The organism is Kitasatospora sp. NPDC054795, from assembly GCF_053611565.1.
In genome coordinates this window covers 1-20040 of record NZ_JBSHAP010000091.1, presented here as the reverse complement: position 1 = coordinate 20040, position 20040 = coordinate 1, and the positions used below count along the sequence as shown (strand labels likewise).

21 protein-coding genes are annotated in these 20040 nt (G+C 72.5%); 19 read left to right on the top strand and 2 right to left on the bottom strand.

Features of this window, described 5'->3' with window-relative positions:
• Window positions 1-26: 26 nt before the first annotated feature.
• Window positions 27-851 (bottom strand): class I SAM-dependent methyltransferase, encoded by an 825-nt coding sequence (locus ACWGJO_RS28375; protein WP_387736623.1) that lies wholly within the window; start codon window positions 849-851, stop codon window positions 27-29.
• Window positions 852-1040: 189 nt separating this feature from the next.
• Between ACWGJO_RS28375 and proS the strand changes: the two genes are divergently transcribed.
• The 18 genes from proS to ACWGJO_RS28285 all read left to right on the top strand — a co-directional run bounded on the left by proS (window position 1041) and on the right by ACWGJO_RS28285 (window position 17718).
• Window positions 1041-2453 carry a proline--tRNA ligase gene (proS, locus tag ACWGJO_RS28370; protein ID WP_452188000.1) on the top strand — a complete coding sequence of 471 codons (1413 nt, stop codon included), beginning with the start codon at window positions 1041-1043 and terminating at the stop codon, window positions 2451-2453.
• Between the two features lie 570 nt (window positions 2454-3023).
• Window positions 3024-3602 (top strand): hypothetical protein, encoded by a 579-nt coding sequence (locus ACWGJO_RS28365; protein WP_380543395.1) that lies wholly within the window; start codon window positions 3024-3026, stop codon window positions 3600-3602.
• Window positions 3603-3973: 371 nt separating this feature from the next.
• Window positions 3974-4402, top strand: coding sequence for a 30S ribosomal protein S16 (gene rpsP / locus ACWGJO_RS28360; RefSeq protein ID WP_045700219.1), 429 nt, complete (start codon window positions 3974-3976; stop codon window positions 4400-4402).
• A 2-nt stretch (window positions 4403-4404) separates the two neighbouring features.
• A complete protein-coding gene (locus ACWGJO_RS28355; RefSeq protein WP_030056773.1) occupies window positions 4405-4644 on the top strand; it encodes an RNA-binding protein in 240 nt (79 codons plus the stop codon).
• Between the two features lie 163 nt (window positions 4645-4807).
• Entirely contained in the window at window positions 4808-5407 is a 600-nt protein-coding gene (gene rimM, locus ACWGJO_RS28350) for a ribosome maturation factor RimM (RefSeq protein WP_452187997.1), read from the top strand.
• A 116-nt stretch (window positions 5408-5523) separates the two neighbouring features.
• Entirely contained in the window at window positions 5524-6342 is an 819-nt protein-coding gene (trmD, locus tag ACWGJO_RS28345) for a tRNA (guanosine(37)-N1)-methyltransferase TrmD (RefSeq protein WP_359900684.1), read from the top strand.
• A 154-nt stretch (window positions 6343-6496) separates the two neighbouring features.
• Window positions 6497-6847 carry a 50S ribosomal protein L19 gene (rplS, locus tag ACWGJO_RS28340; RefSeq protein ID WP_030306736.1) on the top strand — a complete coding sequence of 117 codons (351 nt, stop codon included), beginning with the start codon at window positions 6497-6499 and terminating at the stop codon, window positions 6845-6847.
• A 245-nt stretch (window positions 6848-7092) separates the two neighbouring features.
• On the top strand, window positions 7093-7923 hold the full coding sequence (gene lepB, locus ACWGJO_RS28335) for a signal peptidase I (protein WP_452187995.1): 831 nt from the start codon (window positions 7093-7095) through the stop codon (window positions 7921-7923).
• A complete protein-coding gene (gene lepB / locus ACWGJO_RS28330; protein WP_452187993.1) occupies window positions 7907-8866 on the top strand; it encodes a signal peptidase I in 960 nt (319 codons plus the stop codon). The genes lepB (ACWGJO_RS28335) and lepB (ACWGJO_RS28330) overlap by 17 nt, the downstream gene beginning before the upstream one ends.
• Before the next feature lie 242 nt (window positions 8867-9108).
• Window positions 9109-10113 (top strand): signal peptidase I, encoded by a 1005-nt coding sequence (gene lepB, locus ACWGJO_RS28325; protein WP_452187991.1) that lies wholly within the window; start codon window positions 9109-9111, stop codon window positions 10111-10113.
• 160 nt (window positions 10114-10273) lie between these two features.
• Entirely contained in the window at window positions 10274-11026 is a 753-nt protein-coding gene (gene lepB / locus ACWGJO_RS28320; protein WP_452187989.1) for a signal peptidase I, read from the top strand.
• Window positions 11027-11138: 112 nt separating this feature from the next.
• Window positions 11139-11612: an NUDIX hydrolase gene (locus ACWGJO_RS28315; protein ID WP_380543377.1), complete on the top strand. Its 474-nt coding sequence runs from the start codon at window positions 11139-11141 to the stop codon at window positions 11610-11612.
• A 55-nt stretch (window positions 11613-11667) separates the two neighbouring features.
• The gene (locus tag ACWGJO_RS28310; protein WP_030056781.1) at window positions 11668-11994 is read left to right on the top strand and encodes a DUF2469 domain-containing protein; all 327 of its coding nucleotides are present in this window, start codon (window positions 11668-11670) and stop codon (window positions 11992-11994) included.
• 168 nt (window positions 11995-12162) lie between these two features.
• Complete coding sequence (locus tag ACWGJO_RS28305) at window positions 12163-12666, top strand: YraN family protein (RefSeq protein ID WP_452187987.1); 504 nt, start codon at window positions 12163-12165, stop codon at window positions 12664-12666.
• Window position 12667: 1 nt separating this feature from the next.
• Window positions 12668-14401, top strand: coding sequence for a YifB family Mg chelatase-like AAA ATPase (locus ACWGJO_RS28300; RefSeq protein ID WP_452187985.1), 1734 nt, complete (start codon window positions 12668-12670; stop codon window positions 14399-14401).
• Entirely contained in the window at window positions 14398-15594 is a 1197-nt protein-coding gene (gene dprA, locus ACWGJO_RS28295; RefSeq protein ID WP_387736617.1) for a DNA-processing protein DprA, read from the top strand. The genes ACWGJO_RS28300 and dprA overlap by 4 nt, the downstream gene beginning before the upstream one ends.
• Window positions 15595-16154: 560 nt before the next feature.
• Window positions 16155-16988: an RNA polymerase sigma factor WhiG gene (whiG, locus tag ACWGJO_RS28290; protein ID WP_452188016.1), complete on the top strand. Its 834-nt coding sequence runs from the start codon at window positions 16155-16157 to the stop codon at window positions 16986-16988.
• Between the two features lie 139 nt (window positions 16989-17127).
• Window positions 17128-17718 carry a TetR/AcrR family transcriptional regulator gene (locus tag ACWGJO_RS28285; protein WP_452188014.1) on the top strand — a complete coding sequence of 197 codons (591 nt, stop codon included), beginning with the start codon at window positions 17128-17130 and terminating at the stop codon, window positions 17716-17718.
• A gap of 44 nt (window positions 17719-17762) precedes the next feature.
• Here the strand turns inward: ACWGJO_RS28285 and ACWGJO_RS28280 are convergent, their stop codons facing one another.
• A complete protein-coding gene (locus ACWGJO_RS28280; protein WP_452187983.1) occupies window positions 17763-18389 on the bottom strand; it encodes a peptidoglycan DD-metalloendopeptidase family protein in 627 nt (208 codons plus the stop codon).
• A 745-nt stretch (window positions 18390-19134) separates the two neighbouring features.
• Between ACWGJO_RS28280 and rpsB the strand changes: the two genes are divergently transcribed.
• Window positions 19135-20022 (top strand): 30S ribosomal protein S2, encoded by an 888-nt coding sequence (rpsB, locus tag ACWGJO_RS28275; RefSeq protein ID WP_452187981.1) that lies wholly within the window; start codon window positions 19135-19137, stop codon window positions 20020-20022.
• The last annotated feature ends 18 nt before the right edge of the window (window positions 20023-20040 follow it).

Here is a 20040-nt window from a genome sequence, read left to right as displayed (position 1 = left end):
CCCGGTTTTTCGTCTCCCCGCCCCTGTTAGCGCGGCCGCTCGGCGACCAGGTAGCGGAACAGGTTCTCCATCCGCACCGTGCCGTCCGCGCGCAGATGCGGCTGGAGCGCCTCCTCCAGCTCCTTGGCCACCAGCGAGGCGCCGGAGAACTCCTCGGCCGGATCGAACAGACCGGTGGAGAGCAGGCCGCGAACGGCGCTGTCGAGGTCGGCGTACGCGAACGGGCAGCTCACCCGGCCGCTGCCGGCCGGGCGCAGGCCGGCCGGGGCGAGCAGGTCCTCCAGGGCGCCCGGCGCGCTCAGCTCGAACGGGTCCCGCGCGGTGGTCCGGCCCGCCATCCGCCGGGCCACGTCCAGCACCGCGGCGCTCTCGCAGCGCTCCGGCGGGCCCCAGGCGGCCAGCACCACGTGCCCGCCCGGGAGAGTGAGCCGGGCGGCCTCGGCGACCACCGGGCCGGACCCGGCGGCACCGGGCAGCTGCTCGAAAACCGTCACCAGCGAATGGGCCGAGCGGGGGACGGCGGACGCTGTCCGAGCCCCCGCGCACACCCGCAGCCGACGGTCGTGGGCCAGCTCGCGCAGCTCCTCCCGCGGCTCCTGCCCGGCGACCTGGGCACCCCGCCCGGCGGCGAGCAGCAGGGCCAGCCCGGACCGGCAGCCCAGGCCCAGCACACTGCTCGCCGGGCCGACCTCCAGCCGGTCGTAGACCGCCTCGTAGAGCGGCACCAGCATGCGTTCCTGGATCTCCGCCCAGTCGCGCGCCCGCGCGGGGCGGGCGGCCCCGGTCCGCGGGTGGTGCGGGCGTGCGCCCGTCGGTCGTGCGGTCGTGCCGGTCGTCCGAGCTGAAGCCACGGCGGCCTCCCATCCGGTCCTTCGGTGTGCTGCTACGGCTCCCCCAAAGTCCCGCCCCACACCAGCGAACAGCGGGTCGGGCCCGGCGTCCAGAGGGGTGCAGGGTGGTGCGCGCGTGTCGCGGTGGTGCGCCCCCGTCCGGTGATACCGATTCGAAACCGGGGCCCCGGGCCCCGTACCATTCGCCCCATGGCTAAGGCACCCGTTCTCACCCCTCAGGCGGAAGACTTCCCGCGCTGGTACCAGGACCTCATCAACAAGGCCGAGCTGGCCGACAACGGTCCGGTGCGCGGCACCATGGTCATCCGACCGTACGGCTACGGCCTGTGGGAGCGGATGCAGCAGGAGATGGACGCGCGGATCAAGAAGGCCGGCGCGCAGAACGCCTACTTCCCGATGTTCATCCCGCAGTCCTACCTGACCAAGGAAGCCGAGCACGTCGAGGGCTTCGCCCCCGAACTCGCGGTGGTCACCCACGGCGGCGGCAAGCAGCTGGAGGAGCCGGTCGTCGTCCGGCCGACCTCCGAGACGATCATCAACGAGTACTTCTCGAAGTGGGTGCAGAGCCACCGGGACCTGCCCCTGCTGATCAACCAGTGGGCCAACGTGGTCCGCTGGGAGCTGCGCCCGCGCGTCTTCCTGCGCACCACCGAGTTCCTCTGGCAGGAGGGCCACACCGCCCACGCCACCTACGAGGACGCCCGCGCCTACGCGTCGATGATCCACACCCAGGTCTACGGCGACTTCATGACCAACGTGCTCGGCATCGACGTCGTGCTCGGCCGCAAGACCGCCAAGGAGCGCTTCGCCGGCGCCATCAACACCCTCACCCTCGAGGCCATGATGGGCGACGGCAAGGCCCTGCAGATGGGCACCAGCCACGAGCTGGGCCAGAACTTCGCCAAGGCGTTCAACACCACCTACCAGCTGCAGGGCGCCGAGCGCGAGTACGTCTGGCAGACGTCCTGGGGCGTCTCGACCCGCATGGTCGGCGGTCTGATCATGTCCCACGGCGACGACAACGGCCTGCGGGTGCCCCCGCGCCTGGCTGCCGTCCAGGCCGTCGTGCTGGCCATCAAGGGCGACGACGCGGTCATCGCCAAGGTCCGCGAGATCGGCGCCCAGCTGGAGGCCGCCGGCGTCCGGGTCGTGGTCGACGACCGCACCGACACCCCGTTCGGCCGCCGCGCCGTCGACTGGGAGCTCAAGGGCGTTCCGCTGCGCATCGAGGTCGGCCCGCGCGACCTGGAGAACGGCACCGCGATGCTGGCCCGCCGCATCCCGGGCGGCAAGGAGCCGGTCTCCATCGACTCCCTCGTCGCGCTGGTCCCGGGCGTGCTGGAGGAGGACCAGGCGCTGCTGCTGCGCCAGTCCCGCGAGCGCCGCGAGTCCCGCACGGTCGACGTCAAGACCATCGACGAGGCCGTCGAGGCCGCCGCGACCGGCTGGGGCCGGATCTCCTGGGCCGAGCTCGGCGCGGAGGGCGAGGCCAAGCTGGCCGAGCAGGGCGTCACGGTGCGCTGCATCGTCGCGGCCGACGGCTCGGTGCCGGCGGCGGACGACCAGGAGGGCAACATCGCGATCGTCGCCCGGGCGTACTGACGTCCGTCCGGGGCCCGCTTGTCCGTCCGGGGTGCGCTTGTCCCGGGTCCGCGTCCGCTCCGGGGGCGCGCCCGTCCCGGGCGTGCGTCCGTCCCGGGCGCGCGGCCGTCACGGGTGCGCCCCGACGGGTGTTCGGTGTTCGGTGGATGTCCTGTTGATGTCCGCCGGACGTCCGTCGTCCGCTGGTAATGACCGACAGCGGCGACATTTGCCCGGAATGCGGAAGGGTAAGAATCCGGTAACTCCTCCGGTGCGTCACCGCGGTGGACATCCCTACTGGCCGGTCAACTCCCGGTATTAACGGAATAGCGGTACGGTGTACGGCCCGTGGCCCTGTCAATCCGGCAGGCCCACGGGCCGTACGTCCTGGGTGGCGACAGCCCGCTCCCCGGACGGAAATTCAGCAGGCCCGCCGACCTCGCGACGGGCCGAAACCGGCAGGGGGTTGGTCTTGCGTCAGATCCGGAACGCGCAATTCGCGCGCGGCCTTGCATTCCTGGGAGTTCCCTGTGAATTCCCCGGGAACGAGAACATGCGGAACATCGGCTCGCACTCCATCGTTGGTCTAGCGTGAGCACGACACAGCCCCTCGTTCTCGCGGCCGAACTGGCCGCCGCCTGGAGTGACATCCAGGCCTACCACCAGGACCTCCCCGACCTCGCCTCGCCCGAGGCGTTGATCGGAGAGTCCTCCTCGGCCTGCGGGACACGGCTCGGTTTCGAGCGACTCCTGCACGAGGCCGCCCACGGTCTGGCCGCGGCCCGGGACATCCGGGACACCTCGCGGGCCGGCCGCTACCACAACCGGCGCTTCCTGATGCTCGCTTCCGAGCTGGGCCTGGCGCACCCGGTCGAGCCGCACGCGAGCAGCGGCTTCTCCCAGGTGACCATGCTCAAGGAGACGCAGGAGCGGTACACCGAGACCATCGAGCGCCTGGACCGTGCCCTCGGGGCGCACCAGGAGGCGGTGGCCGGCGACGGCGCGACGCGCGCCTTCCGCGGCCCGGCGGCCCGGCACGGCTCCTCCGGGGGCGGCGTGCGGGTCAAGGCGGTCTGCGGCTGCGGGCGCAACGTCCGGGTCGTTCCGTCGGTGCTCGCGCAGGCGTCCATCGTCTGCGGCGCGTGCCAGCAGCCGTTCAAGATCGCTTAGTCGTTCGACGTCCCGGCGGGCTGCTGTGCGGGCAGCGGTCCGGCCGGAATGAGCGGCACTGAGCGACACTGGGCGGCCCTGGGCGGCCCTGAGCAGGCAGAGTGAGCGGTACCGAGTGAGCGGTACAGCAGGACAGCGGTGACGTCTTCGGGTTGGACCGGGAGCGGGGGCTCCCGGTCGAGCCCTGACCGGGTGCCCGGTCCCGCGTGCAGGCGGTTCTCGCCGATGTGGCAGAATGGACAGCTGAGTACTCGGCAGCCGAGCAGGACCCCTCTCTCCTACGGCTGGCGTGTCCCTTGAACGGTCCGCCGCGCAACCCCACGCGATGGCGAGCCCGCTCACCCACGTCAACACCAGGAGAATCCACTCCCGTGGCAGTCAAGATCAAGCTCAAGCGTCTCGGCAAGATTCGCTCCCCGCACTACCGCATCGTCGTCGCCGACGCCCGCACCAAGCGTGACGGCCGCGCGATCGAGGAGATCGGCATCTACCAGCCGACCTACAACCCCTCGAAGATCGAGGTCGACAGCGACCGCGCCCAGTACTGGCTGTCCGTCGGCGCCCAGCCGACCGAGCCGGTGCTCGCCATCCTGAAGCTGACCGGCGACTGGCAGAAGTTCAAGGGCCTGCCGGCCCCGGCGCCGCTGAAGGTCGCCGAGCCGAAGGTCGAGGACTTCTCGCACCTGTTCGCGAAGGCCGTTGCCGGCTTCGAGGACGCCACCACCGGTGTTGCCATCACCCCGAAGGCCAAGAAGTCGGACAAGGCCGAGGCCGAGGCCGACGCCGCCGCCGAGGCCTGATCGTGATCGAGGACGCCCTCGACCACCTGGTGAAGGGCATCGTCGAGCACCCCGACGAGGTGCAGGTGCGTTCGCGCAACCTGCGTCGGGGTAACACCATCGAGGTGCGAGTGCACCCCGATGACCTCGGCAAGGTGATCGGCCGGGGCGGCCGTACGGCGCGCGCGCTGCGCACCGTGGTCGGCGCCCTCGGCGGTCGCAACGTCCGGGTCGACCTGGTCGACGTGGACAACATTCGCTGACGCTGCTGCTCGTTCAGCCGTCAGGGCTTGTGAGGCCGACCGGGACGCATGTCGTCCCGGTCGGCCTTTTCGCATTTCCCTCCGCATTCCCTCGCATCATCGCTTCGCAGCCCGTCGCCGTCGCTTTTCGTTTCGGCTCAGGAACTCCAGGAGAACGATCACCGTGCAGCTCGTCGTCGGCAGGATCGGCCGTGCCCACGGCATCAGGGGGGACGTCAGTGTCGAGGTCCGCACCGACGAGCCGGAACTCCGGCTCGGCCCCGGTGCCGTCGTGCTCACCGACCCCGCGTCGGTCGGGCCGCTGACCGTCGAGTCGGGCCGGGTGCACAGCGGCCGGCTGCTGCTGCGCTTCGCCGGCGTCAAGGACCGCAACGCGGCCGAGGCCCTCCGCGGCACCGTGCTCATCTCCGAGGTCGACCCGGAGGAGAGCCCCGAGGACCCGGAGGAGTACTACGACCACCAGCTGATCGGCCTGGACGTGGTGCTGCTGGACGGCACCCTGGTCGGCGAGCTGACCGAGGTCCTCCACCTGCCCTACCAGGACCTGCTCACGGTCGAGAAGGCCGACGGGACGGAGGTGCTGGTGCCCTTCGTCAGCCAGATCGTGCCGACCATCGATCTGGAGAACCAGCGCGCCGTGATCACCCCGCCGCCCGGGCTGATCGATCCGGAGCGGGCCGACGTCGCGGGGACCTCCTCGGCCGATGGCGCTGAGACCGCTGAGGGTGCCGACGGCGCCAAGGGCTCGGAGGAGTCGCAGTGACCGCGGAGGAGAACACCGGGGCGGACGTTCCGGCGGCCGGCGGCGCCGTGTCGAGCGGTGCGGCCACGAGCGGCGCCGGGGCCGACGGCGCCGTGTCCGGCGGCGCGCGGAGCGGCATGCGGATCGACGTCGTCACGATCTTCCCCGAGTACCTGGAGCCGTTGGACGTCTCGCTGGTCGGCAAGGCCCGCGCCCGCGGCCAGCTGGACGTGCACGTCCACGACCTGCGCGAGTGGACCCACGACGTGCACCGCACGGTCGACGACAGCCCGTACGGCGGCGGCCCCGGCATGGTGATGAAGCCCGAGCCGTGGGGCGAGGCGCTGGACGCGGTGATCGCCGGCGGCCCCGAGGGGCAGGTGCCCACCCTGATCGTCCCGACGCCGAGCGGACGACCGTTCACCCAGGAGCTCGCCCAGGAACTGGCCGGGCGCCCGTGGCTGGCCTTCACCCCCGCCCGGTACGAGGGCATCGACCGCCGGGTGATCGAGGAAGCGGCCACCCGGATGCCGGTGGTCGAGGCCTCGATCGGCGACTACGTGCTGGCCGGCGGCGAGGTCGCCGTGCTGGTGATGGTCGAGGCGATCGCCCGGCTGCTGCCGGGGGTGCTCGGCAACGCCGAGTCCCACCGCGACGACTCCTTCGCGCCGGGCGCGATGGCCGACCTGCTGGAGGGCCCGGTCTACACCAAGCCCGCCGAGTGGCGCGGCCGGACGGTGCCGGACGTGCTGCTCAGCGGCAACCACGGCAGGATCGCCCGCTGGCGCCGCGAGCAGGCCTTCGCCCGGACCCTGGCGAACCGGCCCGACCTGGTCGAGCGCTGGCAGTACGGAGCCTTCGACAAGAAGGAGCGGGAGGCGCTGAGCATCCTCGGCCTGGCCTGGGACGAGCGGCTCGGCCGATTTCGGTCCGTGGCCGGTGATGTGGAAGAATAGGCGGCTGTTGTCTGTCGCTGGTTCCCTTCCGTAGGGGACACGTGGACCGGCGCCCTCGCCACGGGGGGATCGTCGTCAGCCGATGCGGCCCGCAGCAAACCCCATTGTGACGATTTTCCGTGGGCGGCCCGTGGCGCCTGCGATGGAGAGCAACATGAGCAACAAGCTCGCTGCTGTCGACGCGGCCTCGCTGCGTAGCGACATTCCGGCCTTCCGCGCCGGTGACACCCTGAAGGTTCACGTCCGGGTCATCGAGGGCAACCGCTCCCGTGTCCAGGTCTTCCAGGGCGTCGTCATCCGCCGCCACGGCGCCGGTATCGGTGAGACCTTCACCGTCCGCAAGGTCAGCTTCAACGTCGGCGTGGAGCGCACCTTCCCGGTGCACACCCCGGTCGTCGAGAAGATCGAGGTCGTGACCCGCGGTGCGGTTCGCCGCGCCAAGCTGTACTACCTGCGTGACCTCCGCGGCAAGGCCGCGAAGATCAAGGAGAAGCGCGACCGCTGATCCACCGGCCCCCGGCCTCGCCGGGGATCGGAACGCTCCGAGGGGGGCGAACGGCCGCAAGGTAAGCTCACCCCCCGATGAGCACGCACGAACCACCCGCGGACCGCGACGGCAGTCCCGCACCCACCGGTGCGGACTCGCTGTCGCGGTCCGCGGTCGTTTCCGGGAGCGGTTCCGCCAGGGTCGACGACGACGGGGGTGCCGCGGCGGATGGTGTCGACGGCCCGGAGGCTGTCGGTGGCCCAGTGGCCACCGACAGGCCGGCGGCCACCGGCGGGCCGGAGCACGCCGAGGTACCGGAGCGCACTGAGGTACCGGAGCAGGCCGAGGGCCCTGAACGCGTCGGGGAGCGGACGGGCGACTGCGGAGACGACGGCCCGGAGCAGGACGAGGAGCCGGGGCACTCGCGTTCGCGCGACCTGCTGCTGGTCGCCGGGATCTGCCTGACGGCCCTGCTGCTGGTGAACGCCTTCGTCGCGCGTCCGTTCTCGGTGCCCTCCGGGTCGATGGAGGAGACCCTGCGCCCGGGCGACCGGCTGGTCGCGAACCAGCTCGCCTACGCCTTCGGCGGCCACCCCGGCCGGGGCGACGTCGTGGTCTTCGACGGGACGGGCTCCTTCCTCCGGGAGTCGGCGAAGCCGCCCGGCTTCTGGGACGGCCTGCGCTCGTTCGCCCAGGACCTCGGTCTGGCCCCGGCCGGGAACACCGTCTACGTCAAGCGCGTGATCGGCGTCGGCGGGGACCGGGTGACCAGCACCGGCCCGGGTGCGCCGATCACCGTCAACGGCGTGCCGATCGACGAGACCTCCTACCTGGCCCCGGGCGACGACCCGTCGAGCGTGGCCTTCGACATCGTCGTGCCCGCCGGCAAGCTGTGGGTGATGGGTGACCACCGCAGCGCCTCCCGGGACTCCCGTGACCACCTCGGCGAGCCCGGCGGCGGCTTCGTACCCGAGGCGAAGGTGATCGGCAGGGCGGACTGGGTGGTCTACCCGTTCTCGCGCTGGACCGGCCTGGAGCGGCCCACGGCCTTCGCCCCGACTGCGGGGACGGGTGGTCATGGGGACCAGGGGTAGGGGACGGCTCGCCGACCGTCCGGCCGCCGGGGGAGTGGCGACCGCGGGACCGGGGCAGGACGGAGGGGCCGGCTCGGGGCCGACCGGTGCCCCGCCGACACGCGGCCGGGCCGAGCGCCGTCGCGGTGCCCGCAAGGCGGCCGGTCGGCGCAAGCGCTCGCTGGTGCGCGAGGTGCCGCTGATCGTCCTGGTGGCCCTGCTGGTGGCGCTCGTGATGAAGACCTTCCTGATCCAGGTGTTCGTGATCCCCTCGGGCTCGATGGAGCAGACCATCCAGATCGGGGACCGGGTACTGGTCGACAAGCTGACCCCCTGGTTCGGCAGTGAGCCGCAGCGCGGCGACATCGTGGTGTTCAAGGACCCGGGCGGCTGGCTGGAGCGCGACCGGAAGCCGTCCGACGACGGCCCGGTGCTGGGCGGGGCCAAGCAGGTGCTGACCTTCGTCGGACTGCTGCCCTCCGACAACGAGCAGGACCTGATCAAGCGGGTGATCGGCGTCGGCGGGGACACAGTCGAGTGCTGCGACGCACAGGGGCGCCTCAGCGTCAACGGTCGTCCGGTGGAGGAGTCCTACCTCGCGCCCGGCAACCCGCCGTCCCGGCAGACCTTCAAGGTGCAGGTGCCGCAGGGACGGCTGTGGGTCATGGGCGACCACCGGGACGTCTCCGCCGACTCCCGTTTCCACATGGGCAATCCGGGCCAGGGAACGGTCCCGTTGAGCGACGTGGTCGGCCGCGCGTTCGTGATCGCCTGGCCGCTGGACCGTTTCCATCAACTCGATGTGCCAGGTTCACTCTCCTCTCTCGGCCGGATGCCGCAGGCCGGCGGAACTGCCGCGGAGTCGGTGGGCGTTGGGCCGGTTCCTGCGGAACCCCCGCTCGTTATGGGTGTGTTGGGCATCCTTCCGTTCGTCGCGCGCAGGTCGGAGCGGCCTCCGGAGTGAGCGGCGCCGGGCGTCGACCGGACGGGCCTCGCGTGTGGGACCGCGAGCCGGATGCCTGGGAGTGATAGAGAAGTGCAGGTGCGGCCGGGAGTGGTCCCGGCCGTGTGCCGAGGCCGTGCTGGTGTCGGGGGAGTCCGCGGTGGGCAGCCCTGAGGCGTTCATGGTCGTGGTGAGCGTGGTGCCCGCTGTGCGGCACTCTGAGCGCGGGCGCGCGGGCGTCCGCACAGCAGGGAGGAGACGTTGTGGGGGATTTGGTGATCGGCGCCCGATCAGGCGCCGGAGAGCCCGAGGGCCCAGGTCGTCGGGCGGACCGGTCCGCCGAGTCCGCGGCCTCCTCGGCCTCGGTCGAGGACGCGGCGGCGCAGACCGCTGACGGGCAGGGTGCCGGCTCGGAGGACTCCCCGGGCTCCTCGCACGCGGGGGCCGAGCCCGCGGACGGATCGGAGTCGGAGGCCCCCTCCAAGCCGCGCAAGCCGCGCTCGTTCTGGAAGGAACTGCCGATCCTGGTCGGCATCGCGCTGATCCTCGCGCTGGTGATCAAGACGTTCTTCGTCCAGGCGTTCTCCATTCCGTCGGAATCGATGCAGAACACGCTGCAGGTCGGCGACCGCGTCCTGGTGGACAAGCTGACCCCGTGGTTCGGGGCCGAGCCCGAGCGCGGTGAGGTCGTGGTGTTCCACGACCCGGGCGGCTGGCTGAACGACGAGCCGACCCAGCAGAGCAGCAACGCCTTCCTCCGGGGCGTGCAGGACGTGCTCAGCTTCGTCGGTCTGATGCCCTCCGCCAACGAGAAGGACTTGATCAAGCGGGTCATCGCGGTCGGCGGGGACACCGTCGAGTGCGAGGGCGAGGGGCCGGTCAAGGTCAACGGCGTCGCCCTCAACGAGCCGTACGTCTACCAGGGCAACACGCCCTGCGGCGACCACCCCTTCGGCCCGGTCAAGGTGCCCAAGGACCGGATCTGGGTGATGGGCGACCACCGCGCCAACTCGCTGGACTCCCGTTTCCACATGGACCAGCCGGGTGGCGGCACCGTCCCGGTGGACAACGTGATCGGGCGCGCGTTCGTGGTGGCCTGGCCGATCAGCCACTGGTCCACGCTGCCGGTGCCGGACACCTTCGATCAGAAGGGCCTGGCGGCGGCCGCGCCGATGGCGCCCCCCGTGGCCGGTGCGGTGGGGGCCGTCGCCCTGCTCCCGCTGGTCCGTCGGGTGCGGGGTCGGGCGGAGCGCCGCAAGGAGTCCTGAACTCCACCGGATCGTGTTCCGCAGGGTTGGCCCCGGCTCTTGCGCGGGCCGTGGTACCGACGAGTAATCTGCTCGGACGTGCCACGGCCCGTCGGCTTTTCCGCCCGTGCCTCCGGCGTGCCAGTGGTGTTCTCCGGTCGGCCAGAGGTGGACGGTGTCGATGAGCAGTGTCGTGGAGCAGACGGTCGACCGACCTCCGGTACCCGCCTGTGGGCGCCGCGGGGCCGCCGCGGTGCTCCAGGGCGTCGCCCTGGCGCTGGGGCTGGTGCTGATGGTCGGCGGCTTCACCCTGATCGCGATCGACTACCGGCCGTACAAGATCCCCACCGCCTCGATGCACCCGACCCTGCGCGCCGGCGACACCGTGCTCGCCCGCAAGGTCGGCGGCGGCGACATCGGGCGGGGCGACGTGGTGGTCTTCCGGGACCAGGCCTGGGGCGGTGAGCTCATGGTCAAGCGGGTGGTCGCGGTCGGCGGGGACACCGTCGCCACCACCGGGGCCGATTACCGGCTGACGGTCAACGGGCAGCCGGTGGACGAGCCCTACCTCGCGACGCAGGGCCGCCAGGGCGCTTCGTTCAGCGTGACGGTGCCGCAGGGCAGGCTGTTCCTGCTCGGCGACAACCGGATGGGTTCGCTCGACTCCCGCACCCACCTGGAGGTCGACGACGGGACCGTCCCGGCCGAGGCCGTCGAGGCCAGGGTCGAGGCCACGGTGCTGCCCTTCGGCCGCATGGGCCTGCTCGACCGGGTCACGGACTTCGACGGCTTCGCGGGCCCGAAGGCCTCGAAGCCGGGGCCGCTGGGGCCCCTCGCCGCCGCCGCCGTTGCGGGCGCGGCGCTGATCCTCGTGACCTCGGTGGTGGGCGGAGTGGCGGGTCTGGCCCGCCGGTTCCGGGGGCGCGGCGCCTGAGCGGGACCGTCGCCCGGCGGGCCGCTCTGCCGAACATCGCCCCGGACGACCGCGTCGGGTGGCAGGATCGGTAGCGCCACCGATGCGGACGGAAGGAGCGTGGAGCGCTGCCATGACAGCACGGCGCCGCAGGGCGGCGCGGATCCTGCTGCTGGACGGGCTGGACCGCATCCTCCTCTTCCTGGGGGCCGATCCGGCCACCCCGGGCGAGACGTGGTGGTTCACGCCCGGAGGCGGCTTGGAGCCGGGGGAGGACGTGCGCGGGGCCGCCGAGCGGGAGCTCGCCGAGGAGACCGGCTTGCGGGGTGTGGACCTGGGGCCCTTGGTGGCGTACGGCACGGTGTCGTTCTCCTTTCAGGGGCAGCGCTACGAGCAGGAGCAGTGGTTCCACCTGGCCCGGACCACGGAGACGGGGCTGGACCACTCGGGCATGGGCGCCGACGAGCACGCCCAGTTGCTCGCGGCGCGCTGGTGGACGGTCGAGGAACTGAGGGGGACCGCCGAGACGGTCTATCCGCCCGGTCTGGCGGACTTCCTGGAGCGGCTGCTGGCCGAGGGCCCGCCGGTGGATCCGGTACGGCTCTGACCGTGGGTGCGGTGGTCCACAATGGGTGGACGTGACAAGTTGAGGGGACGCCTGGATGAGTGCCGAAGATCTCGAGAAGTACGAGACCGAGATGGAGCTCAAGCTCTACCGGGAGTACCGGGACGTCGTCGGCCTGTTCAAGTACGTGATCGAGACCGAGCGACGGTTCTACCTCACCAACGACTACGAGCTGCAGGTGCACTCGGTCCAGGGCGAGGTGTTCTTCGAGGTGTCGATGGCGGATGCGTGGGTCTGGGACATGTACCGGCCGGCCCGGTTCGTCCGCAAGGTCCGGGTGCTGACCTTCAAGGACGTGAACATCGAGGAACTCGCGAAGAGCGACCTGGAGCTGCCCTCGGACGAGTCCGGCTTCGGGAACTGACGTTGAACGACTCCGTCCCGCGTTGTCCAGCCGATTTCGGGAGGAACGGGGCTTCTCACTCCTGCGGGTGACAAAAGTTGTCCACAGGCCCGGGTTATCCACAGGGACAGGGAATTCCCGGGCCTCGGCGCGCGCCTTGGTGCAGCCTCCTCGGCGGAGGTGGTCACCATGCAGCACACCGTCGTGCAGGACCAGGCCGTACCGGACACGGCCGAAGCCGTGCAGGCCCCGCGGGCGATCCCGGAACGCAGCACCAAGAACGGGCTCGGCCGCTACGGGGAGCGGGTCGCCGCCCGCCGCCTCACCGAGGCCGGGCTCCGCATCCTGGACCGCAACTGGCGTTGCGTCGAGGGCGAGCTGGACATCGTCGCCCTCGACGGCGACACCGTGGCGGTCTGCGAGGTGAAGACCCGCTCCGAGCGGGGGTTCCAGCAGCCCACCGAGGCCATCGACCGGGCCAAGGCGGCCCGACTGCAGCGCCTGGCCGAGCGCTGGATGGCCGAGCGCTGGCCCGGTCACTTCGCCGACTTGGCCGGGCCCGGCTACGACCCGGGGCCCACCGATCCGCAATGGCCGCCCGCCCCACCGGGCGGAGTGCGGATCGACCTGGTCGCGGTGGTCAACCGGGCGCGGGGTGCGGCCCTGGTCGACCACCTGCGGGGGGTGGTCTGAGATGGCCTTCGCCCGTACCTGTTCCGTCGCGCTGGTCGGCGTCGACGGAGTGATCGTCGAGGTCCAGGCCGATCTGGAGCCCGGGGTGGCGGCGTTCACCCTGGTCGGCCTGCCCGACAAGGCGCTCACCGAGGCCCGCGACCGGGTCCGTGCCGCGGTCGTGAACAGCGGCGAGGCCTGGCCGCAGCGCAAGCTGACGGTCGGCCTCAGCCCCGCCTCGGTGCCCAAGAGCGGCAGCGGCTTCGACCTCGCGGTCGCCTGCGCCGTGCTGGCCGCCGCGGAACGGCTCGACCCCGCCGCCATCGCCGACCTGCTGATCATCGGAGAGCTGGGGCTGGACGGCCGGGTGCGGCCGGTCAGGGGGGTGCTGCCGTCGGTGCTGGCCGCCGCCGACGCGGGGTACGAGCGGGTCGTGGTCGCCGAGCAGACCGTGCCCGAGGCCTCGCTCGTTCCCGGGGTGACGGTGATCGGCGTCCGCAGCCTGCGCCAGCTCGTCGCCACCCTGACCGGCGCGGAGGCGCCGGAGGAGCCGCCCGACCCGATCGGCGGCCGGCCGGATCCGCTGATGGCCGGTCTGATGCTGCCCAGCGCGGGGGTGCGGGGCCTGCCCGACGACCGGGCGTCCCGGCTCGACATGGCCGATGTGGCCGGTCAGTACGAGGCCCGGCGGGCCCTGGAGATCGCCGCCGCCGGAGGCCACCACCTCTACTTGAAGGGCCCACCGGGGGCGGGCAAGACGATGCTGGCGGAGCGGCTGCCCGCGCTGCTCCCGCCGCTGACCCAGAAGGAGGCACTGGAGGTCACCGCCGTCCACTCGGTGGCCGGGCTGCTCCCGGCCGGGCGTCCACTGATCGACGCCGCGCCCTACTGTGCTCCGCACCACTCCACGACGATGCCGGCCATTGTCGGCGGCGGCAGCGGTCTGCCGAGACCGGGAGCGGTCTCGCTGGCCCACCGGGGCGTGCTCTTCCTGGACGAGGCGCCGGAGTTCCCGGTCCGGGTGCTCGACGCGCTGCGCCAGCCGCTGGAAGCGGGCGAGGTGGTGATCGCCCGCTCGGCCGGCTCGTTGCGGCTCCCGGCCCGCTTCCTGCTCTGCCTGGCGGCCAACCCCTGTCCGTGCGGCCGGTACTCGCGGCGGGGCGAGGGCTGCGAGTGCACCCCGGCCATGGTCAGCCGCTATCAGGGGCGGCTCTCCGGGCCGCTGCTGGACCGGGTCGACCTCCAGGTCCAGGTGGCCCCGGTGACCAGGGTCGAGCTCATGGAGCGGGACATCACGGCGGAGACCACCGAGACCGTCGCGGCCAGAGTGCTGGCCGCGCGTGAGCGGGCGGCGGCCAGATTGGCGGACACCCCGTGGCGGACCAACGCGGAGGTGCCGGGCCACGAACTGCGCACCCGCTGGCAGCTCGGGCCCGGCGCGCTCAACGACGCCGCGCGGCAGTTGGAGCGGGGGCTGCTGACCGCCCGGGGCCTGGACCGGGTGCTCCGGGTCGCCTGGACGGTCGCCGACCTCGCCGGACGCGACCGGCCGGACCAGCGGGACGTGCGCACCGCGCTGGTCCTGCGCACCGGGGTGGAGCACGGACTCCCGCTGGCCGAGCGGGCACTCGGCCGGATCGGCGGAATCCCGGCGCAGCGCGACAGTCCGGAGGACGGCTGGTCCGCGACGCCCGGGACGCCCGGGGCGTCCGGGGCGCTCGACGACCGTTCGCGGAACCAGAAGGGTGAGGCATGAACCAACTGCTGAGGCAACCTCGAATTCCCGGCGCGGCCGAGGCCGGGGCCGGTGCCGCAACCAACGACGGGCCCGAGCCCGAGCGCCTCGCCCGGGTGCTGATCGGCCGGCTCAGCGAACCGGGGGACGCGGTGGTCGGCCGGTGGCTCGGCCAACTCTCCGCCGTCGACGTGGTCAAGGCGATCCGGGACGGGACGGTGCCCGACCATCCCGGACTCGATGCCACCCGACTGGCCGGGTACCAGGCGCGGCTCCCGGGCCTGAACCCGGAGATGGACCTGAAACGGGTACGGGACGTCGGTGGACGGTTCATCATTCCGGGGGACACCGAGTGGCCCAGCCAACTCGACGACCTGGGTGACGGACGTCCGGTCGGGCTCTGGGTGGCGGGTACCGGCTCGCTGCGGCTGCTCGCGCTCCGCTCGGTCGCGCTGGTGGGCTCCCGGGCCTGCACCGCCTACGGCGCCCACGTCGCGGGGGAGCTGTCGGCCCAACTGGCCGAGCGCGGCTGGATGGTGGTCTCCGGAGCGGCCTACGGGATCGACGCGGCCGCACACCGCGGGGCACTCGCGGTCGGCGGAATGACCGCCGCCGTGCTCGCCTGCGGCGTCGACGTGGCCTATCCCAAGGGCAACGCCGAACTGATCCGGCGGATCGGCGTCCAGGGTCTGCTGGTCAGTGAACTCCCGCCCGGGGAGCACCCGAACCGCTTTCGCTTCGTCCTGCGCAACAGGGTCATCGCGGCGCTCACCCGGGGAACGGTGGTGGTCGAGGCCGCGGTGCGCAGCGGCGCCCTGAGTACGGCCAGACGGGCGCGGGACCTCAACCGTCACACCATGGGCGTCGCGGGCCCGGTGACCTCGGCCTTCTCCGCCGGGGTGCACGCCCTGATCCGCAGCGGCGCCGCCGTCCTGGTCACCGACGCGGCCGAGATCACCGAGCTGATCGGGGCGATCGGGGACGATCTGGCACCGCAGCGCAGCGGTCCGGTGCTCCCGCGCGACCTGCTGGAGCCGGCGGTCGCCCGAGTGCTGGAAGCCGTACCGGCGACGCCGGAGGGCGCCCCGGTCGAGCGACTGGCCCGGCAGTCCGGTCTCCCGCCGGACGAAGTTCTTCAACGGCTCTACGAGTTGGGCTCGCTCGGCTACGTGGAGCGGCACGGCGCGCACTGGCGCGTGGTGCGCAGGAGGTGATCGCCGGAACGGAGAACGCGCCCGCGTCGAGGGAACGCACGTCGGAGCCGCCGTGCTGACCTGCCGATCCGGTTCTCCTGTTCGTCGCCCGGATCCGGTGTGCGAACGCCACCGGATCGGGGGACGACCGGGTGGCGGTAGCGCTTTGCAGTGAGTTGGTCACGCTACGCTCCACATGCCTTCCCTATCAGCACATGACTCGGCAGAACGGCGCAGACCAACGCATGCCCACACACATTCCCGGACACAGAGTGACCGGTGGCGCTCGGTCCTCGGGAGGGCCGCGGACCGAGAGGCGCCCCGTGCCCGACTTCCCGGCCAGGTCGGCGGGGACGATGGGAAGCCTGTCGCGCCAGGGCGGGCGGCCGGCGGTGGCGCCCCAGCCTACGGACGTGGCCCGGGGGGCCGAGCCGCTCCAGGGCGGGGACGCGGCAGGCTCCGCCGGCGCGCCCGCCGGTGCACCCGCCGGGGTGCCCCCCGGCGCGGGAGTGGCCGGTGCGCCCCGGTCGCCCGGCAGTGCGTCGGGCGGGAGCACCGTCTCCCCGGCCTTCGCCTCGCCGGTGTCGCCGCCCCGCGGGGAGAGGGCGGCGGACGGAGGCCAGGGGCAGGGCGCCCGGGAGGTCGCGGCCCAGGGCCGCACCGCGCTCGAGGAACTCTGGCGCTCCTACAAGGAGAGCGGGGACCAGCGGCTGCGCGAGCAGCTGATCCTGCACTACTCACCGCTCGTCAAGTACGTGGCGGGGCGGGTCGGGGTCGGTCTGCCCTCCAACGTGGAACAGGCGGACTTCGTCTCCTCGGGTGTCTTCGGGCTGATCGACGCGATCGAGAAGTTCGACATCGGCCGTGCCATCAAGTTCGAGACCTATGCGATCAGCCGCATCCGCGGCGCGATCATCGACGAGCTGCGTGCCCTGGACTGGATCCCGCGCTCGGTACGGCAGAAGGCGAAGGCGGTCGAGCGGACGTACGCGACGCTGGAGGCCCGGCTGCGCCGGACGCCTCACGAGCCGGAGGTCGCGGCCGAGATGGGCATCGCGATCGAGGACCTGCACGCCATCTTCAGCCAGCTGTCGCTGGCCAACGTGGTGGCGCTGGACGAACTGTTGCACCCGGTGGGGGAGGGCGGCGACCGGCTGAGCCTGATGGACACCCTGGAGGACCACGGCGCGGACAACCCGGTCGAGGTGGCCGAGGACCGCGAACTGCGCAGGCTGCTGGCCCAGGCGGTCAACACCCTCCCCGAGCGGGAGAAGACCGTGGTGACGCTCTACTACTACGAGGGCCTCACCCTCGCCGAGATCGGACAGGTGCTGGGGGTGACGGAGAGCCGGGTGAGCCAGATCCACACCAAGTCCGTCCTCCAGCTGCGCGCCAAGCTGTCGGACATCCGATAGGGCATCGGCACCCGGGCGTCGACACCTGGCCGCCGGAAGCCGCTCGTGGGGCCCGGGTATCTTCCCGATGCGCGGCGCCGTACCGGCCGGAGGTATGGCTCCGTAGAGTGGGAGCGTGCCGAAGATCCGAGCGGCCACGGTGGCCGAGCATCGCCAGCTCCAGCGCGCAGCGCTTCTCGATGCTGCCCGCATCCTGCTCACTGAGGGTGGCATGGAGGCCCTGACCTTCCCCGCACTCGCGACGCGCACCGGGCTGGCACGCTCCTCGGTCTACGAGTACTTCCGCTCCCGCGCCGCCGTGGTCGAGGCGCTCTGCGAGGTGGACCTCCCGCTTTGGGCGGCCGAGATCGAGGCCGGGATGGAGAGCTGCGACACCGCCGTCGAGCGGATCGAGGCCTACGTCCGCGGCCAGCTGGCGCTGGCTGCCGACCCCCGGCACCGGGCGGTGGTGGCGATCTCGGCACTGGAGCTCGACGAGGCCGCGCGCGAGCGGATCAGGGCCGCGCACGGCAGGCTGGCCGGTCTGGTCGGCCGGACGCTGGAGGACCTCGGCCACGCGCAGCCCCGGCTCGCCGCGGCCCTGGTCCAGGGCGTCGTGGAGGCGGCGACCCGCAGGGCCGAGCAGGCCACGGCCGGAGGCCGCACCGGCTGTGCGACCGAGAGCCCTGAGGAGATCGCCGACGCCGCCGTCGCGATGGTGCTGCACGGACTCGTCCACCCCGGGGCCTGAAACCTGGCCCCGTCCCGGTCCCGAGCCTGACCTCGGCCCCGGTTCTACCCGTCCGTGCCTCCCAGTGGCAGTAGTCGCGCCGTGCCCGCGCCGAACAGGGCCAGCGGGTCCAAGTAGCGGCTTCCGCGCAGCAGCCCCCAGTGCAGGCAGTCCCGCCCGGCGCAGTGGCGCCCGTCCGGAGCGAGCAGCCCGATCGGCTGTCCGGCGGCCACCGGGGTGCCGACCGGGACGGTGCCGGTGACGGGCAGGTAGGTGGTCCGTAGTGGGGGAGAGCCCGAACCGGGATGGGCGACGGTCACCACCGGCCGCCCTGCCACCAGTCCGGAGAAGGCGACCACTCCGGGAGCCGCCGTCCGGACCTCCACCCCCGGCTCGGCGGCGAGGTCCACCCCCCGGTGCCCGGCGGCCCAGACCTTCGCCGGCGGCTCGAAGCGGCCCAGCACCCCGCCCGGCCCGCCCACCGGCCAGGCGCGCGCTCCACCCCACCCGGCCCCGCCGCCCGAGCCCGGGAGGTCGGCCGCACCCGTGCGTCCCGGCGCCCCGACGGCGCCCGAAGCCCCCGAGAGGCCGACGGCGCCAAAAGCCCCCGACGGCCCGAGCGCGAGCACGAGAACCACCGTCATCACCTTCACCACCACGGACACCCCGCCGAACCACCCGCGACCAGTCATGCCCGCAGGCTCGCCGCCCGGTCGCCCTGGTGCCACCCACATTCGGATTCCTGTGGACAAACCGTCCTCACGCCCGACCGCCATCCCCCTGACGGGTGTACGAACGCCACCATCCGGTGTAGAAGCGGCCCGCCGCCGACGGGCCGCGTGCCGGCCGCCGCCGGACCCGAGCCCGCACCCGCCCCCCCGAAGCCGGCGGTCGACGAGCTCGCACCCGCTATCGCACCCGCCCCCGCTCGCACTCCCGCCCCCCGCTCGCACCCCACCCCCGCGCCCTGCCGCACGCCCGCTCCCGGCTCCGCTCCCGGCTCCGCCCTCGCAGCGGCCCGTGGACCCCGGCCCGGCCCCGCACCGACCCCGCCGCACCCCCGCCGAAACCCGCCCACCCCGGCCGTTCTCCGGGCTCCCCCCAGGCCTTCGGCGGGCCTCCGGCCACTCGTGGAGTCGCTCGCGCCTCGGCGCTTCCCGTACACTTCACACGCGACCCGGTCCGCCGGGTCGACTTCGCACGCCCCGCCACCGGCGGTCGGACGCGGTTCGTCCGCAGCCCCGCCAGGTGCGAGTGCCGCTCGGTCCGCCGAGCTCGACCGGCCCCCGGGCCGGGAGGGTTCAAGCGGCTCGGCACGTTCGGGGCGTCAGGCGTGGCTGTCACCTGGCCGCCACGGACAAACCGAGCCTGACCCGGCTGTGGGCTATCGCTGCGAGGCAGTGCCGCCGCCGGGCCGTAACACCAAGGAGCACGGCAATGGCCGTCGTCACGATGCGGGAGCTGCTGGAGAGCGGCGTCCACTTCGGTCACCAGACCCGCCGCTGGAACCCGAAGATGAAGCGCTTCATCATCACCGAGCGCAACGGCATCTACATCATCGACCTCCTGCAGTCGCTGAACTACATCGACCGCGCCTTCGAGTTCATCAAGGAGACCGTTGCCCACGGCGGCAGCGTCCTCTTCGTCGGCACGAAGAAGCAGGCCCAGGAGGCCATCGCCGAGCAGGCCACCCGCGTGGGCATGCCCTACGTGAACCAGCGCTGGCTCGGCGGCATGCTGACCAACTTCTCGACCGTCTACAAGCGCCTCCAGCGCCTGAAGGAGCTCGGCGAGCTGGACTTCTCGGACGTGGCCGGTTCCGGCCTGACCAAGAAGGAGCTCCTGGTCCTCCAGCGCGAGCACGACAAGCTGGAGAAGACCCTCGGCGGTATCCGCGACATGCAGCGCGTTCCCAGCGCCGTCTGGATCGTGGACACCAAGAAGGAGCACATCGCGGTCGGCGAGGCCCGGAAGCTCAACATCCCGGTCGTCGCCATCCTCGACACCAACTGTGACCCGGACGAGGTCGACTACAAGATCCCGGGCAACGACGACGCGATCCGCTCCGTCACCCTGCTGACCCGCGTGATCGCCGACGCCGTGGCCGAGGGCCTCAAGTCCCGCGCCGGTGTCGCCAAGGGCGACGCCAAGGCCGAGCCGGGTGCCGACCAGCCGCTGGCCGCTTGGGAGAAGGACCTCATCGAGGGCGAGAAGAAGGCCGAGGAGGCCCCTGCCGCCGCCGAGGCCCCCGCCGCCGAGGCGCCCGCCGAGGAGGCCCCCGCCGAGGAGGCCCCCGCGGCCGAGGCGCCGGCCGAGCAGGCCTGACGTACCAAGGGTGAGGGG